Source organism: Dokdonella sp. (assembly GCF_049593775.1).
Taxonomy (GTDB): domain Bacteria; phylum Pseudomonadota; class Gammaproteobacteria; order Xanthomonadales; family Rhodanobacteraceae; genus Dokdonella.
Window position 1 is genome coordinate 1 of the sequence record NZ_JBAWHJ010000496.1, and the last position, 16,794, is coordinate 16,794.

General features: G+C 61.1%; 10 protein-coding genes. 3 read left to right on the forward strand and 7 right to left on the reverse strand.

Annotation, left to right across the window (positions count from 1 at the left end):
* The 3 genes from WBP53_RS17295 to WBP53_RS17305 form a co-directional block, all read right to left on the reverse strand.
* Positions 1-424 (reverse strand): hypothetical protein (locus tag WBP53_RS17295; RefSeq protein WP_423930995.1); only part of this gene is annotated, 424 nt, incomplete at its 3' end.
* A complete protein-coding gene (locus WBP53_RS17300) occupies positions 421-2,253 on the reverse strand; it encodes a CRTAC1 family protein (RefSeq protein WP_423930996.1) in 1,833 nt (610 codons plus the stop codon). The genes WBP53_RS17300 and WBP53_RS17295, both read right to left, overlap by 4 nt.
* Positions 2,250-3,890, reverse strand: coding sequence for a tetratricopeptide repeat protein (locus WBP53_RS17305; protein WP_423930997.1), 1,641 nt, complete (start codon positions 3,888-3,890; stop codon positions 2,250-2,252). Before WBP53_RS17305 ends, WBP53_RS17300 begins: the two co-directional genes overlap by 4 nt.
* A 621-nt stretch (positions 3,891-4,511) precedes the next feature.
* Here WBP53_RS17305 and WBP53_RS17310 point away from each other — a divergent pair.
* On the forward strand, positions 4,512-7,262 hold the full coding sequence (locus tag WBP53_RS17310; protein ID WP_423930998.1) for a multiheme c-type cytochrome: 2,751 nt from the start codon (positions 4,512-4,514) through the stop codon (positions 7,260-7,262).
* Between the two features lie 21 nt (positions 7,263-7,283).
* A complete protein-coding gene (locus WBP53_RS17315) occupies positions 7,284-9,053 on the forward strand; it encodes a CRTAC1 family protein (RefSeq protein ID WP_423930999.1) in 1,770 nt (589 codons plus the stop codon).
* 7 nt (positions 9,054-9,060) lie between these two features.
* Here WBP53_RS17315 and WBP53_RS17320 read toward each other — a convergent pair whose 3' ends face one another.
* The 4 genes from WBP53_RS17320 to WBP53_RS17335 all read right to left on the reverse strand — a co-directional run bounded on the left by WBP53_RS17320 (position 9,061) and on the right by WBP53_RS17335 (position 15,570).
* On the reverse strand, positions 9,061-12,306 hold the full coding sequence (locus WBP53_RS17320; RefSeq protein WP_423931000.1) for an FG-GAP-like repeat-containing protein: 3,246 nt from the start codon (positions 12,304-12,306) through the stop codon (positions 9,061-9,063).
* 195 nt (positions 12,307-12,501) lie between these two features.
* The gene (locus tag WBP53_RS17325; protein WP_423931001.1) at positions 12,502-13,347 is read right to left on the reverse strand and encodes a hypothetical protein; all 846 of its coding nucleotides are present in this window, start codon (positions 13,345-13,347) and stop codon (positions 12,502-12,504) included.
* 139 nt (positions 13,348-13,486) lie between these two features.
* On the reverse strand, positions 13,487-15,442 hold the full coding sequence (locus tag WBP53_RS17330; RefSeq protein WP_423931002.1) for an alkaline phosphatase family protein: 1,956 nt from the start codon (positions 15,440-15,442) through the stop codon (positions 13,487-13,489).
* On the reverse strand, positions 15,439-15,570 hold the full coding sequence (locus WBP53_RS17335) for a hypothetical protein (protein ID WP_423931003.1): 132 nt from the start codon (positions 15,568-15,570) through the stop codon (positions 15,439-15,441). The genes WBP53_RS17330 and WBP53_RS17335 overlap by 4 nt, the downstream gene beginning before the upstream one ends.
* Before the next feature lie 203 nt (positions 15,571-15,773).
* Between WBP53_RS17335 and WBP53_RS17340 the strand changes: the two genes are divergently transcribed.
* On the forward strand, positions 15,774-16,794 hold a 1,021-nt coding region (locus tag WBP53_RS17340; RefSeq protein ID WP_423931004.1), incomplete at its 3' end, for a peptidylprolyl isomerase.

Below are 16,794 nucleotides of genomic sequence, written 5' to 3' on the forward strand. Positions count from 1 at the left end.
GATCATCCCCGAGCTTCTTGTAGAGGTTGCGCAACAGAAGCTTGCGCGGACGCACAAACGCCTCGGGATAGGTCAGGCGCAGCTTTTCGACCTCCTCATCGGTGATCACGATTTCTGCAACTGCACGGGAACGCAGCGCTGCACTCAGGATCTTTCGACGGGAAATTTCGCTCTCGAGCATCACTTGCAGTTCGTTCTGTGCCCCGCGCTTGCGCGCCAGCTCCGCCAGCGACTGGACAAAGATGTACTCGTGAATGACCTCCGGACTGTCCTCGAGTTCGAGGGCCGTGCGCCAGCTGTCATAGTCTTCGCGCATGACCTTGCCGCCATTCCAGGTGGCGACAATCCCGACACTTTCAGCTTCCATTGCAACGACCGGAGCGGCGAATACCAGACCCACGCAAATACAGACGCTCCGCATCATCGCGACGGTTTCCTTTCGCTTTTCGTTGCCTGACCGGCGACGAGTGTGTGATAGCGGTTGAGCGCCAGTCCTTTCCACTCTTCGGTTTGTCCATCCGGCCAGATGACGCTGATCAATACCGGCTCTTTCTGGCTGCCGAGTCCAAACACCACGCGGGGATCGCCAGCGGATAGATAGCTGCCGTCGGTGGCGATCCTGCGCCAGAGCACGCGGTCGTCGCCGAGGGTTGCCTTCACCTTCGCACCGATGGCGTCGCGCCCGTCCTTCCGAAGCAGCAGGCGCAGGCCCAGCCAGGCGTTGCCTGAGCGATTGCGATTGTGCAGCAAGCGCACCGGCCCACTGTTGTTGACTACAAGCACATCGCTCAGGCCATCGTTGTCGATATCGCCAACAGCCAACCCGCGGCTGACTTCCGAGAGCCCGAACACGCTGCCCGCCTCGCCGCTTGCGTCGATGAATTTGCCATGGTTGTTGCGGAACAGCTGGTTCGGCTGCCTGAGCGGATACGGGTCGCCGGCACGAGCTTCGGACTCGATCACGCGAACATCGCCGTTGCCGACCATGATGTCCATCCAGCCATCGTTGTCGTAGTCGAGCTCGGCGACGCCGAAACCGGTGACACCCAGGCTCGGCGCCCCCAATCCGCTGCCTGCTGAACCGTCGGCGAAAAAGCCTTGCCCGTCGTTGATGTAAGTCGTGTTCGTGTCACCGCTGAGATGGGTCATGAACAGGTCATCATCGCCATCACTGTCGAGATCGCATGCGATCACGCCCATCGAAGCCTGCGAGCGGCCGAGCATCGAAACGGCAACGCCGCGCTCAAGTCCTTCATTGCTGAATCGCATCGGAGCCGGCTGGCCTACAACACTGGACGCCCCTTCGTTGCGCCAGAGAAAGTTGCGCCGCAAGTCATTGGCAACATAGATGTCGGGCCAGCCATCGACATCGAAGTCGGCCACGACGACTCCAAGCCCGCTGGACGCGGAATCGAGGATACCCACCGGGCCGCTGGCGTCGACGAAGGTGCCATCACCACGGTTGCGGAAGATACTGTCACTCTCTCCATCGTAGGCCTGCGGACCGCAGTAGTCCGGGCGGCCACCCGGCGAACGACAGATCTTGTGGTTCTCCAGTCGAAACTTCACATAGTTGATAGCGACCAGATCGAGCCAGCCGTCCTTGTCGAAGTCGGCGAACGAGGCGCTTGTCGACCAGCGTTTGTCATCGAGACCACTCGATCCGGGCGCCACGCTCTCGAAGCGAATCCTGCCATTGCTGCTGACATTGCGCCAAAGTTGATTGGGGCCGAAGTTCGTCAAGTACAGGTCCATCCGCCCGTCGTTGTCGATGTCTCCAGTCGCCACGCCCATTCCGTAGCCATCCGCCTTGAGCCCGCTTGCCGCGGTCACATCGGTAAAATGAACCTGCCTTTTTCCGTTCGCCGCAACCGAGAGGTCGTTCCGGTAGATCCTGCCGCCCGTTTTCCTTGGCGACGGAAACACGGACTTTGCTGGACCGGCATCGCCAGCCACCGGATTCAGGAGACTGCCCTGCACCAGGTAGACATCGAGGTCGCCATCTCCGTCTGCGTCGAACAGGGCGCCACCTGAACCTACAGGCTCTACGAAATAGTGCTCGCCGGTCATGCCATTCCAGTGCGTGAAATCGAGATCGGCCTGCTTGGCGATATCGATGAATTCCGTACCCGTCTGCTTGTCTGTTGCGGGCGCAGCCGTTTCGGATTCGGACCCTGCAACGACGCAATTCGCCGAAAGCGCGAGGGCCGTGATGAAGACAGCCTGATGAAAACGCGGACGGCAATGAGTCACGGGGTCTCCTGCACAGGGTTGGTGGGTGCCGCAATCTTTCTGAAGATCACGCGTTCGGTTACTTCCCACGGGTTGCGACACGATTGCCGTTGCTGATACAGCACGAGACGGCGCCTGGCGATGTGTGCGGCCAATCGTGTCCGCTCTCCATCGAGTGCATCGATCGCCACGCGTTGCCATGCTTCGGCATCAGCGAAGCGGGATTGCGCAGCAGCCACCATGGCTGCGGTCTCCGCGAAGAATACATCGGGGTTCTTCTCATCGCCCAGCAGCGCGCTCGCGCGCGCCAGCGTTTCCGGCCCGACATCCTGGGTGGCGGCGAGAACGCGCGACAGCAACCACCGCAAATGCGCATCATCGCCGAGGCGCTCAAGATCTTTCTCGATAGCCTTCTGCGCGTCATCGTGACGCTTCAGGATCACGAGCAACGCGGCATGCCAAAAGCAAACCTCAGCATTCGCACCGGCCATGTTGCGCACCGTCGCATATTCGGCCAGCGCCGCCTCGTGGTTCCCCTGAGCCTGGCGCAATCGTCCAAGCTGGATGTGCCCATCGACCGATCCGGGATCATTGGCAAGGGCGGCGAACAGGTGGGGCTCGGCCAGACTGGCTCGCCTCTGCCTCGCATACAGCGAAGCGAGCGCAAGATGCGCTCGGGATGCAGATTCGGGCTGATCCTTCGACAAGGCCAGGGCCCGCTCAAGTTGCTCGATCGCGCTGTTGGCCTGGTCGACGGCAATCAGTGCCTTCGCGTAGTTTATGCGCTTGTCGGGACCCAGTGGGTCGGCGGTTACCGCCTGTCCGAACAGCAGTGCGGCTTCTACGCGCTGGCCACGATTGACCGCTTGTACGGCTCTGCGAGTCAGTGCTACTGCCCCAACATCGATTGCGAGCAGTTCGTTGATCCAGGGATCGTTCAGAGCGAGGCGGACTTGATCGCCATTTTCCTCAGGCACCTTGCTCATATGCCGTGCGGCACGCTTGCGGTCACCCAGTTGCCCCCATGCCAAAGCCAGCGAATAGTGAACCTGGGACGCATTGGGCTGCAGTACCAGCAAGTGTTCGAGCGTATCGCGGGCTGACTTCGGATCATTGCGAGCCAGCGCGATCTGGGCGATCCCGAACAGGGCTTCGGGATTGTCGGCGTCGAGTGACAGAGCGAGGCGGTAGCGCGATTCCGCCACTTCCAGTTGTGACTGTGCGAGAGCCAGGTCGCCGAGCTGCACCTGTGGTCCCGGCGCGTCCGGAGCACGTTGTGCAGCTTCGGAAAATCGCCTGTTCGCCAGATCGATGTCGCCGATCTGCACGGCAATGAGTCCCTGATAGTAGGGCCAGCGAGCTTCCTCCGGGTCGTGCAGGCGCGCGTTGGCATAGCAGAGTTCGGCGCTGTCGTCGTATCGGTAGGCATCAAACCATTGACCCAGCCGACCCCAGGCGATACCACGTCCTTCGCCGCTTTCGCGGGCCTCCCGCAGAGTCCCCCAGATCGCCTCGAACTGGTCGCGCACCGTGACATCGAGCACAGCGAGATCCTTGGGCGGCGCAACCTCGACAATTCCCTGCGGAGTTGACGGAGAACAGCCGACGACGAAGACCCAAAACAGGAACACGCAGAACAGACGTACTGCCCGGCGCATCTCTGATGCCTGCAATCGCATCACTTTTCGGCGACCCCAACGATTCCAGCATTGCATGGACATGCGCCAGCCCGACTCCGCCAACACGCGGCGAATGCGAACGACAGCGATATCTGACGGCCATCGAGCCGCCGCGTGTACCGGCATCGGATAAAACCGCCACTTGAGAATCTGCCGACTCCTCGTCGATTGACAGGCTTGAGCATGTTGTGAATCGTCACCCGGTTCGTCTTGTGCTTCGCTTTCCGTGCGCTCGCACATCCGCGCAAGATTAGCGCACTGGCGAAATCGTGTGCCAGCGACGACACCCAGTCGTCCTTGCAGCTGCATTCGTGGTGCCCCTGCACGCGCTTGATCTCCTGATCCGCGAACCTCGCACCGGGCGCGCGCATCCTTCTCCTGCGAAGTGCGCGCCATGCCATTGCGCCCGACGTCGACCTTCCCGGGGAGCGGGTCAGTTTTGTTCTGCCCGGCTTGTCACACTATAGTGCCGCACTGCCACGCGACCATGTCGGTTGCCTGCGGACTCATGTTCGCCGCCTTTTCCAGACCCCGGCTGCATGAACCCGGGAATGCAACCGGCGGACCACTGGCGTGCCCGTTCCCAGCAAAGCAAGAACAATGACCCCGAACCGCTCCGGAACGCCAGTACCCCAGTCGTCCCGCAACGCCGTTTCCGGCGCGCTTCGGCCCTGGCAACGAACGTTGTATCGCTGGTTGTTGTTGCCGCTTGGCGTCATGGCCGCCAACTCGATCTACCTGCTCGCATTTACGCGCTACTCGGCGTTCTTCATGAGCATGCTGCTGCTCCACCTGGTACTGGGACTGCTGCTGACGGTACCGTTGTTCACGTTTGTCATCAGTCATGCCAGGCGCATGTTCCGCACCCGCAACCGGCGCGCCAAGGTGGCTGGCCTGTCTGTCGCGACTCTGGCGCTACTGATCGCCGCCACCGGACTGATCATGACGTGGCAAGGGGCCACGATCGAGAATCGCGCGGTATATCTGATCCACGTGCTCGCCTTCCCTGCCGCGATCATTGCGTTCATTCTGCATCGTCGCGCGCATTCACATCACATGGCCTTTCGCAGCGTTCTGATTTCGGCTGTATCGGTGGCCATGTTTCTCGGTGTCATGGCGATCTACCAGTATCTTGAAAAGCCTCCGCAGCGGATCGTCAACCAGGATGGTGATACGCAGTATTTCCCTTCCTCTGCGGAAACATTCGACCAGGGCCTGATCGATCCGGTCCGGCTTTCAGACAACGAGTATTGCCGGGAATGCCATCCACGGACTTACGAACGCTGGGAGAAAAGCGCACACCGGCTCAGTTCGTTCAACAACCCGTTCTATCGTCGCTCGGTGGAGCTCACGGCAGACCGTGTTGGTCGCGAAAAAACCAAATGGTGTGCGGGCTGCCACGATCCAGTGGTGCTGTTTTCCGGAAAGATGGGCAAGGCCACCTTGCACGAATTCAGCTATGACGATTTCGAGGCGCAACAGGGCCTCACCTGCATGTCCTGTCACTCGATCACGCAGATCAAGGACCTCTCCGGGAATGCCTCCTACGTCATCGAAGAGTCCACGCAGTATCCGTTCGCCTTCAGCGACAACAAATACCTGCGCGAGGTGAACAAGCTGCTGATCCGGATGGAGCCTTCCCTGCATCGAAAGACTTTCATGAAGCCATTCATGCGAACGCCCGAATTCTGTTCGACCTGCCACAAGGTGGCACTGCTCCCTTCTTTCAACGAGTACAAATGGTTGCGTGGCCAGAACCACTACGACAGCTGGCAGGCTTCGGGCGTTTCCGGCGAAGCCGTCGCCTCGTTCTACGATCCGCCTGCCCCCAGGAGTTGCCGCGATTGCCATCTGCCAGCGTACCCGGCCGAAGAATTCGGAGCGCGCGACGGCAAGCTGCATGACCACGCCTTCCCTGCGGCAAACACCGCGCTGCGGTTCATCGAAGGCGATGCCGAAGGCGAGCAGTTCATCAGGGATTTCCTGACCGGAGCAGTTACGGTTGACCTGTTCGCGATCCGCCGTGGCGGTCAGGTCTTGCCGATCGGACCGGCATTGCCGACGTTGCATCCCGGAGAAACCGTAGACGTCGAAGTCGTTGTACGCACACGCCGACTCGGCCATTCCTACACCAATGGCACCGCCGACTCGAATGAGACCTGGGTGTCATTCAATGCCAAGAACGCCGATCGTACGCTGATGGAAAGTGGCAGCCTGGGTGCAGACGGACGTCTGGATCAATCTGCCGATCGCCTGAGCCAGTTGATCCTCGATCGCGATTCCCGACAAATGGATCGGCGTCAGCCGACCGACATCCATGCCACGCTCTACAACAACTCCATTCCACCCGGAGCAGCGCGCGTTGTCCACTACCGCTTCAAGGTGCCGGACGACGCCATTGGCAGCATCACCTTGAAGGCCGGCGTGCACTATCGCAAGTTCTCGCGCGACTTCGCGATCTTCGCGCTGGGTCCGAATGCACCCGCCCTTCCGGTTACCGATCTCTCGGAGGATGGCGTGACACTACCCGTATCCGATTCGAGAGTGGCAGATTCCGTGGCCTCGAGACCCACCGACGATGTCGGCGAACGCGCCAACTCCGATCCGCTCTGGCTTCGCTGGAACGATTACGGCATTGGATTGTTCCTGCAGGGCGACCTCAAGGGTGCCGGAGCGGCGTGGGAAACGACAGCGAGCCTGGCGCCGGACCAGCCGGACGGCCCGCTCAATCGCGCCCGCGCCCTGCTCAAGGAAGGTGATTTCGCAGAAGCACAACATGCGCTCGACGAGGCCGAGCGGCGACATCCAGGCTGGGCGAAAACGCGCTTCTTCCGGGCCATGCTGGCCAAGGACCGCGGTCAGCTTGAAACCTCGCTGGAGGAACTGCTTGTCGTGACGAAGCAGTTCCCGCGTGATCGCGCGGTCTGGAACCAGGTGGCCCGCGTGCAGTTCCTGCTGGGCCGCTTCGAAGACGCGCTCGAATCGATTGACCGCGTGTTCGACGTCGATCCGGAAGACCTGACAGGGCACTACACCGCGATGCTTTCCCTGAAGGCGCTCGGCAGGAAGGACGAAGCGGCTGTCGAGGAACGCTGGTACAAGTATCACAAGGATGACGAAACCGCGGCGTCCGTCATGGCCGGGTACCGGCGCGATCATCCGTTCGCCAACCGCGAATCGCTGCCGGTACATGTACATGACAATGTCGAGCCCGTGGCCCCTCCTGCACCTGACTGGATCAGGGAAATCGGACCATCCGGATATGAATACCAGGGCACCGTTCCGTATGGCGAAACCACGCTGAAGGATGATCGTCCACCGACCCGGCAGGCCAAGCGTCCTGCAGACTGATATCCGAACAAGGGAGAAGACGTGAAACCTTCCACTCCACGCGCATTCGCCATCGCACTCGCCAGCCTCTCCGTGCTCAACCTTGCTGGCTGCCAGGACCCGGTAGAAGACACGCCGCCGGCTCCTATTGCCCCGGTGCAGGAAGCAAGGGCGACTGCCGTGCAGTTTCGCGACGTCAGTGAAGTTTCCGGCCTGGACTTCAGCCATGTGAATGGTGCCGCAGGCAACAAGTGGATGCCCGAAACAATGGGTGGCGGCGCCGTCATCCTCGATTTCGACAACGATGGTCGCAGTGACATCCTCCTTGTTTCCTCGACCAACTGGCCGGACCCGACATCTGCATCCGTCACGCAGCAGCCGAGCTCGCTGGCCCTGTACCGCAACGAGGGCAATGGCGAGGATGGCGTGCCGCGTTTTACCAACGTGAGCAAACAAGCAGGACTGGACCAGGCGATCTACGCCATGGGCGGCACCAGTGGCGACTTCGACAATGACGGCTGGACCGATCTCTACATCACCGGACTCAGCGCCTACGGCGGCAACCGGTTGCTGCGCAACGAAAACGGTCACTTCCTCGACATCACCGAAGGCGCCGAGGTCGAGGTACCGGGTTGGGGCACATCGGCAGCATTTTTCGATTACGACGCGGACGGCAAGCTCGATCTCTTCGTGGCTCGCTATGTCGAATGGTCGCCGGATGCCGATCTTTTTTGCTCATTGGACGGCAGTAAAAAGAGCTACTGCACACCGGAACGCTACACCGAAACGAGCTCGCGTCTTTTCCACAACCTGGGCGATGGCCGCTTCGAGGATGTGTCGGAAACATCGAACATCGCCAGCGCGAGGGCCAAGGCCCTTGGCGTTGCACCCTGGGACTACAACGGCGACGGCCGTATCGATCTCGCTGTCTCGAATGACACGACCCCGAACAACCTGTTCCGCAACAATGGCGATGGCACGTTTACCGACGTCGCGCTCGAGAGCGGCATCGCCGTGGACGAGGCGGGGCGATCACGCGGAGCCATGGGAATCGACTGGGCTGACGCGTTCGCCGGCGGGTCGGCGCTCGCGATCGGCAACTTCTCGAACGAGGCCAAGAGTTTTTACTGGACTGACAACGGCGATGTGTTTCTCGACCGGTCGATGTCGGCCGGCGTTGCCCGCAGCTCGTTCCTCGACCTCACGTTTGGCGTGTTCTTCTTCGACTACGATTTCGATGGTCATCCCGACTTGCTGTTCTGCAACGGCCACGTTGAAGACAGCGTGCAGAACGTGCAGAAGGAAGTGACGTTCCGCCAGCCTCCCGCCCTGTACTGGAACAATGGCGATGGACTCATGTCCAACGCGAGCGCACAGGCGGGTACGGACTTTGCAGTGCCGCTTGTCGGACGCGGATCAGCCTATGCCGATATCGACGGTGACGGTGACCTGGATATCGTGCTCGTCGAGAACGGCGGCCCCGCTCACCTGTATCTCAACGAACTGGAGAATGCCGCCGACAAGGTCGTGCGCATCGAATTCGAGGGCGACGGAGCATCCGTCAACCGAAGTGCGTTTGGTACGCGAGTGGTGGCGACGATAGCCGGCGAGGCACACACCGAACAGGTTCGCTCTGCGCGCTCGTATGCCTCGGCGTCCGAGCCGGCGCTGAGCTTCGGCCTCGGTGCGGCGCAAACCATCGACAGCATCGATGTCACGTGGCCGGACGGCTCGAAGCAACAAGCCTTGAACCTCGCACCCGGACGCTACCGCTGGGTGATTCGGGAATCGCCACTGCGTACAGCTCCCTGAGTACTGATCAGCGCAATGGAGGCCCGCCATGGTCGCGCACCCGTAACATGAAACCGGCGGGCGTCACCTCGCGCGTAGTCCACCGGGAATGCGCGCGTGCGGCGTTGTCCGGCAGTGATTCGCTGTCCGGATACGGATAGCCGCTCATTGCATGGAACGGATACGGCGCGATCGTGGTACCGGTCACTGTGTTCTTGTCGAAGTCCTTGTCCCATCCATCGGACACAACCACCCAGTCGCGAATCCAGCCAACAGGCAGGGGCGGCAGTTCATTTGCATCGAACTCCAGGCGGATGGCGTCACCGCCGACAAATACGACCAGCTCGTCATCGGTGTCGCGAAGCAGCGAGGTAACGTCTCCGTAGCGCGTCGCCTTTCCAGGAATATCCATCCAGTGCGGATCGGTGTCGACGATATCGTGATCGAACAACTCTGGGCCATTGGGTGTCGCACGATATCCGCGCGAGAACCCACGCCATGCCAGCGTTGCCCTGGCGGGTTCGAGCTCGGTCCAGAGCGTGGGCACGGGGGGATCATCCACGGTTGCATAGACCTGATCCCACCAGATTTCCAGGCTTGTGCGGATGCGCACGCGAGGGTCGCCCGGGGCCAGCAGCCCGGTCAGATCCAGTGGCATGATCTTGGTTTTTCCGGCGGGGAATCCCATCGAGGGCATGACTGTTCGCCACCCGCCCGCGCCGTCTGGCACTTCGAGAACGGGCGGCTCGGCGCGGATATCCGAGCGCTGCGACAACGAGACGTTGATCGAAGTGTCTGAGTAGAAGATCCAGCCGACGAAATAAAGCACGACCGACTGCCCCTCGGCGACAGGGCCCAAGTCCAGGATCAGTTCGTGTGGCGTGCGCACTCCCTGATAGGCAGTCGGTGCGCCGGGCTCCACGTAATCACCGTCCGCATTCGTGAGCAGAGTTGTCACATCGACGCCGTCGGCAAAAGCCGCTCGCAGGGGCCGAGGATTTGCCACGGTGAACAGCTTCTTCTCGGTCGGGACGGGAATCATGCGTTCGTTCGGCACGACACCCGTTCCTGCCGGATGGTCGACCGCCGCGAGGTGGACCATGTCGAGGTAGACCGCCTCCCAGAGCTCCTCGGTGTAGTCCAGATGCAGAAGTCCGTCGGCGTCGGGCGCAAGTTGTCCGGGGGCCAGCAGCAGCCATTCGCGCGGATCGGCGCCGGCAAGGTTGACGCCATCGTAGAGCAGTCCGATCGGCGCACGCCCCAGCGCGTCGGAAACAAAACTCCATTCGCCAGTGCTCCCGTTCTTGGCGTAGACAAAGGGACAGGAGCCCTTCAGGCGTTGCACTTCGACGACAGTTGCCTTTCCAACCTGGTCAAACAGATTCTGCGGCACGCCATTGGTCCACAGACTGCGCAGGACATCCACCCTTGTGTGCCGACCGAGTCCGAAATGTGTCGGAAGTATCGACACGGTCCTGGCCGCATAAAGATCGCCGGCCTTGATCTCGACCAGCGAGCCGACGCCGCGTCGATTGACCTTCTGGCTTGCGACGGGCAGCCCCTGCAACTCGACATCGAGCCAGCCGTTGGCATTGCCTCCGACATTCGCATACCCGCGCGAACCACTGGTGGTATCCACGAGCAGGTCAATATCACCATCGGCGTCGAAATCGATCGGCACCAATTCATCGATTTGGCCGACGCCCTTCGGCGCAATGTCCCAGGTCGTGAACGTGCGCAATCCCGCGTTGCGGAACAACCGCAAACCGGATGCGCCGCCGAATGCCAGATCGAGAAAGCCGTCGTTGTCCAGATCCGCGATGGCGACACGATCCGCTTGGAATTTTGCCGGCAGGTGGACCAGATCGCCCCCCGCTGAGCGTTCGAAACTGCCGTCGCCCTTGTTGAGCAACAGAACCGGGCCACCGCTGGCTGCCACGACCAGATCCGGCCAGCCATCGGTATCGAGATCGGCCGCTGCCACATCTCGCGCCTTGGCAAGCTTGAGATCAATCGACTCGAAGCGACCCTGTCGTTGATTGTTGCGCACGACGAGCGTTCCCTCGCCGGTCACACAGGCGAGGTCGAGATCGCCATCGCGATCGAAGTCGTCGATGGAAACCCGGACACTCGTGAATCCGGCATCTCCGGTAGCGGCAGTCACGTTGGTCCAGCTGCCGTCGAGATTGTTGCGCAGCAGCTGGTCCGGTGCATCCGCGCCATACAGATACACATCAAGATCACCGTCGTTGTCGAAGTCGATGAACGCGACCTCGCTGTAGGGTTTTGGTACATCGTAGATGTCGGCTTCGCCGCGATTCTTCCAATCGGTTCGTCGCAATAATCCCGTCGCCGTCGGGCTTCCCTCAATGGTCGGACGTAGTTCGAATGCCACCGCGATCGGCTTGGCGGCTCCGGGGCGCAGCGAGGCTTCGAATTCCGCACCAAATGAAGTCAACGGCAGTCCGATGACATCGGTATACAACTCGGCCAGAGAAGCCAGATAGCGATCACTGACACGCAGCAGGTTCTCGACGATTCGCAGCTTGCCAAGTGACGACTTCGTGTCACCCGCCTGCAGCGCCTTGATGCTCTGGGTCAGGTAGTCACCGACCTTTTCATCGGCCGGAGCCAGCACCGACTGAATGGTAACCAGCGTTGCCGACGCTCCCGCCGTGTCCGCGCCCTCGAGTTGCAGCATGGCCTGCTTGAGCAGAGCAGGAAGATTGTTTGGCGATACGCTGAGGATTTCCGTCAGGTATTGCCGGCGGATCGCGGCATCGGGATCGACCTCCGCATCATTGTCTGCGGAACGGATCCAGCGCCATCTTGCTTCGAGGTTGCGTGGCGAGGCTTGCGCAGCCTTGGCCATGGCCTTGCGTGCAGCCGTTTCGTTTGCCTTTGATGTCTCGATGGCGGCACCGATCATGAGCACATCCGATCGGTCCGGAGCCAGTGCGACAGCCTTGGTCAGAAATGCGTCGGCCGCTGCCGTGTTGCCGCTTCTGAGTGCAGCGACGGCCGCGTTGGCGACAGGCAATGGATCGTCATTCACGAGCTCTGCCAGCTTTCGGAAAGCCTCTTTCGCTTCGGCGTTCTTGTCTTCCTCAAGATAGGCGAGCCCGGTGTTTTTAAGCGTCAGGATTTCGGCGTTGCGCGTCGTTGGCGAGGACTCCTTCGCTACTGCTGGTGCCTGCAGAGCGGGTGCCAGCAACACAACGACGAGTAGCGCGAGAGGGTTGAACAATCCGCTTCGAAATTCGGACGAGGTCATGTGAATATCCATGGAAATGGGATGTCGATCATGTTGCAAGTTTCATCCGGAGTAACCGCGAGTTCGCCAATTGCGCGGCGACCTGCGCTCATCATGCCATCCCATGGTTGCCCAAGTCGTGCGAGCCTGGTGGCTGTCGCAGCCTGTCATGTGTTCGGACAGATCAGGAGCCCGTGGGCGGGGTAGCGACGAACGTCAGGCCATCTTGTCCAGCATTGATCGAAAACCGAATGCGAACATGAAGGCAAGGCCGAGCAGCAGCCAAGTCGAGATGGTAAATCCGAGTAATCCATCGGCTCGTCGCGGATAGTCGATTCTCACGACCTGAAATGCCGAGCCCCGCTCCAGCGGTTTCGCAGCCGGAAACGCGAGTGTGCGCCAATCGCCGGGACGGCGGTGCTGCGTGGACAGCGCGGCACGGGTTTCGCCCACGAGTACGTCGACTTCCGTTTCGCTGTCATCGAGCTTGAGGCGAATAGGATAGGTTCCGGGAGCTGTCGCGCTGACACGCCAGACGATCGTAGCTTCGTCGTCGAGTCGCAGTGGCGGCGCGCCACTTTCGAGTCCAGCGGGAAGTTCCAGCGCCAATTTGCGCTTGCTAATGACCATTCCGACCGACGCGTCTGTTGGCAGGCTTGCGCTGATGATCAACGGCTCGTCCGGATGCGTTGCGCGCCAGCCAAAGTGCGATTCGATCTGCACGACAACAAGTGCAACCGGCAGGCACATCGCGAAAAACGGCAGCAACGGCAATCCAAAATGGCGCAGCGTGTTGTGCAGTTGTCGCCATCTCGACGGCTGCGGGGCACCGGGATCCTGCTCGTAGCGCACAAGGCCGATTGAATGGATCGCCAGGCATCCAAGGACACGGGAACGTATCCTCGTCGGCGGTAGCCCGCACGCGTGGCTCGCGAACAGCAGCCAGAATGCAACCAGCGTCGCGGTCGCGCCAATCTGCATCCAATGCGGCAGAGCGCCGAGCAGGAACAACCAGGCATCGAAGCCGACGGACATCGCGCTATTGAGAGCGGCTATCCACATGGCCAAACCGACCTGCGCGTGTTCAACCCTGGCGAGTAGCGGAGCAGTGCTTCGGCGGCTTTTCTGTCGGGCGTCGGCGAACATGCCTGCATGTGGCGGGCATCGATTGTCGCTGATTCAACCGTGTCACCTGCTTTGATCACCACAGCGCCTGACCTTGCATTTCCGCAGGAGGCGCGATGCCGAAATAATCAAGAATGGTCACCGGCAGGTCGCGCAGATCCCCGGAAGCCTTCAGTGGCCGGTTGACCAGCAAGACGCCGGGCACCGTTCGCGAGTCCATGCAGTGGTCGCCGCTCCAGGCCTCGGCATTGTCTTCAAGCAGAGTGGTCGCGACCTTGCCTGTCGCGGTATCCCATGAGGCGCGATAGCCACGTGCATAACCAACAATGATGTCGGGCGCATCTTCGACGTGGGGGCCGTGATAGACGTCCTCGCGCAAGACCGCCTGGGTGACGACCGGCTCATCGTTTTCAGGATCGTGCCAGTCGCCCAGTCGCCTGACGATTTCGCGAGAGAGACGCGCGCGGGCGTCCGGCTCCACGATGCCGTCGCGCTCGCGGCCGCGTACGTTGAGATATAGCGCGTTCAGTCCGAGGCCGAATGCGCGTGTCTGCTTCCAGTCGATTCCCTCGAGCCAGTCGAGCTGGTCGCGCCGGGATGGGTCGAGAAGCTTCAGATATCCATGTTGTTCAAGCCATGCATTCAGGCTGGCGCCGCGACGGAATGGAGCGAAGCCGTGATCGGACATCACCGCGAAGGTCGTGCCCGGCTCAAGTCCCTGCATGACCGAACCTACCAGTTCGTCGATCTCGCGATAGGTATCACGCATGGCATCGCGCAGGACCTCGGGCGTGTCCGGATCGTAATCCGGCGCTGTGCTATCACTCTCCCTGGCCAGCATGTGGTTGCGCTGGTCAACCGTGCTCAGATAGAAAAACAGGAAGCGGTCGCCCGGGTTTTTGCGAAAGCGCTCGAGTTCGGCATCCAGCAAGCGCCGGCGCTCGTCCATCACCAGTTCCGTCTGGTCGAGGAACTCGGCCGTGCTCAATACCTGCGCAGACAGCGCCTTGGTGTCCTCGGGCATTTCCTGCGTGTAAAACGGTCCACTGGCCTCAGCCAGTTCGGGAGCATAGTTGACCGGGTATGAAATCTGCTGGGCCGGATCGCGCGGATCAATGTTGATCGGACTGATGTATAGACCGAAATGCGGTGCTATCTGCTTCACATATACCCGGACCATCCCCGACACTTCGATGATGCCTGGCAGAAGCGGAAAACGGACCGGTATCCAGTCGCTCCACTCGCCCACCTGGAGGATCCGGCGCTGCCCGTCGATGCTGAAAAGCAACACCGGGTTGGCCGGATCGGTTCGCACGGTGAACCGGACACGCACCGGGCTTTCATCAGCGAGAAGCACGTTCGAGGGGCCGGTCAATGAGGCAGACAGCAAGCCATCCTTGATCGTGGCCCGCTCGATGATGCCGCCCGACACCGGCCCCGCAATCATCGAGGCATCGTCGGTGTAATAGGAAAATGTTCCTGAGGTGCCGCGCAGGTCAGGTGTTCCCATTCCCGACAAGGCAGCCTCTCCGGCCTGGACTGGCGGATAGTTCGCTGGCACCTGGAAGATTGTCGCAGGCACCCCATGCTCTTCGAGAAGCTGCCAGAAAGCGCGACCGTCACGCAGCAGCTTCAGCTCACCGCCGCCGACAGGCAATTGCCAGCGTCCAAACTGAATCGGCTTTGCGCCATCGGACTCCACGCGTACGGCCGACAGATAGGGCAGCATCGTTTCGCGGTCAAGCGCAATGAAATCGAACAGGCCGTGACCACCGGGATCCATTCCGGTGATGAAGCTCGACCATGCCACCGGGCTTTGTGGCGGAATGCTGGTACCCAGCGCCTCAAAGCCGCCCGAGTCGGCAAGTCGGCGCAAATTCGGAGTTGCCCCCTCATTCATGAGTTCGCGAAGCATGACGGGATCAAGTCCGTCGACGCCAAGCACGATCATGCGTCTAGCGTTCGTCGCCGGTTCGGCGATGGCTGTCGCGCACGAACCGAGAAACAGCACAAGCAACAGGATCCGGATCACGTTGGCGCCATGCCGACAATGCGGATAACGCCAGCCTTCTGCGTCAGCGCTACGTGATCTGCACGCATGCGTGCGGCGTGAATATTGCGCCGCTTGAGAAGCGTCGCCCTGGATTCGGATGGATGCATGATTGTTCCTGGTCGGGTCCGGCCAAACGTGCAGGGCCGACACTATAGCTTTTCTGTGCCGATGATCAGCCCGCTGACCCGACTGCGCGGACATGCGCCGTGTGCAGTTGCATTTGCACGGCGCGCCTTGAAGTTGACCGGCGTATTCGGCGGCAGCTAGAGTCTCGGGTCTTGCTGCATGGCTGACGCCGGGACACTCCCCTGTGACGATACGAATTTCGCTGACTCTCGCGATGATTGTTCTGCTGTGCGCGTGCCAGCCCCCGGCTCCCACCAGCGAACCCTCTCCCAGTTCGGATTCGGCGAAACTCGTGGCGCGCTACGACGGGCACGAAATATCCGTGGAGGATGTCGATGCACGGATACTCTCGCTGCCGCGAAGCGAACGTCCGAAGCCTGGTGCGGATCTCGATGCCTGGTTCGAGCAGCAAACCCGTGAATTGGCGATGGACAACCTGCTGCGCGCGGAAGCACGCAAGGCTGGCGTGATCGACGAGCAAGGGTTTCGCGGCGCGCGCGTGGACATCGAGACTCGCATAGGCACTCAATTGTGCATCCTGGCCCTGCATCCCGATGCGGAGCGCATCGAACCCAGCGAAATCCAGGCGGCCTACGACGCGGCGCATGACGAGTTTTCACAGCCTGAGCGCCGTTCCGTCTCCTACTTGTACAAGCGCCTCGGCCCTGATGGCTCTGCAGACGCTGCTCGTGCCGAGTCCGAAGCCTTGCGCATGCGCGTTCTCGGCGGCGAAAGTTTTTCGCACCTGGCGGCGAAGAATTCGGATTCGGAAACTCGTCACAAGCAAGGCTCGCTCGGCTGGCTGACGCGCGGCGAATTGCCGGAAGCGCTGGATGAGGTTGTCTTCAGCCTCGAGGAAGGCGTGCCCAGCGCACCGCTTGTGACGCGTGATGGCGTCCACCTGTTCTATGTCCAGAAAATTCTACCCGCCGGCACACGCCCACTGAGGGAAGTTCGAGGCGTACTCCGAAACCGCCTGCTTGCGGAGAGGCGGAGACAGACTTTGACCGACCTGGAAGACGACGCCACCTTGCCGCCTGGCAGTCTCGTGCTTGATCGCAAGGCCTTCGACGAAGCGATGGATGCCGGCGACCCCAAGGCTCCGGTGTTGCGCATTGGAGACCAACAACTCACGGCGGGTGGTTTGCGCATGCTGCTTGTTCAGTCCGCCACACAAAATCGCGAGAGGGATCGAGACCCGCCCG

Bases quoted from the DNA above. Each gene is read 5' to 3' on its own strand.
- WBP53_RS17310 (WP_423930998.1), top strand. From the start codon at position 4,512: ATGACCCCGAACCGCTCCGGAACGCCAGTACCCCAGTCGTCCCGCAAC.
- WBP53_RS17320 (WP_423931000.1), bottom strand. From the start codon at position 12,306: ATGACCTCGTCCGAATTTCGAAGCGGATTGTTCAACCCTCTCGCGCTA.
- WBP53_RS17305 (WP_423930997.1), bottom strand. From the start codon at position 3,890: ATGCGCCGGGCAGTACGTCTGTTCTGCGTGTTCCTGTTTTGGGTCTTC.
- WBP53_RS17325 (WP_423931001.1), bottom strand. From the start codon at position 13,347: ATGTGGATAGCCGCTCTCAATAGCGCGATGTCCGTCGGCTTCGATGCC.
- WBP53_RS17335 (WP_423931003.1), bottom strand. From the start codon at position 15,570: ATGCATCCATCCGAATCCAGGGCGACGCTTCTCAAGCGGCGCAATATT.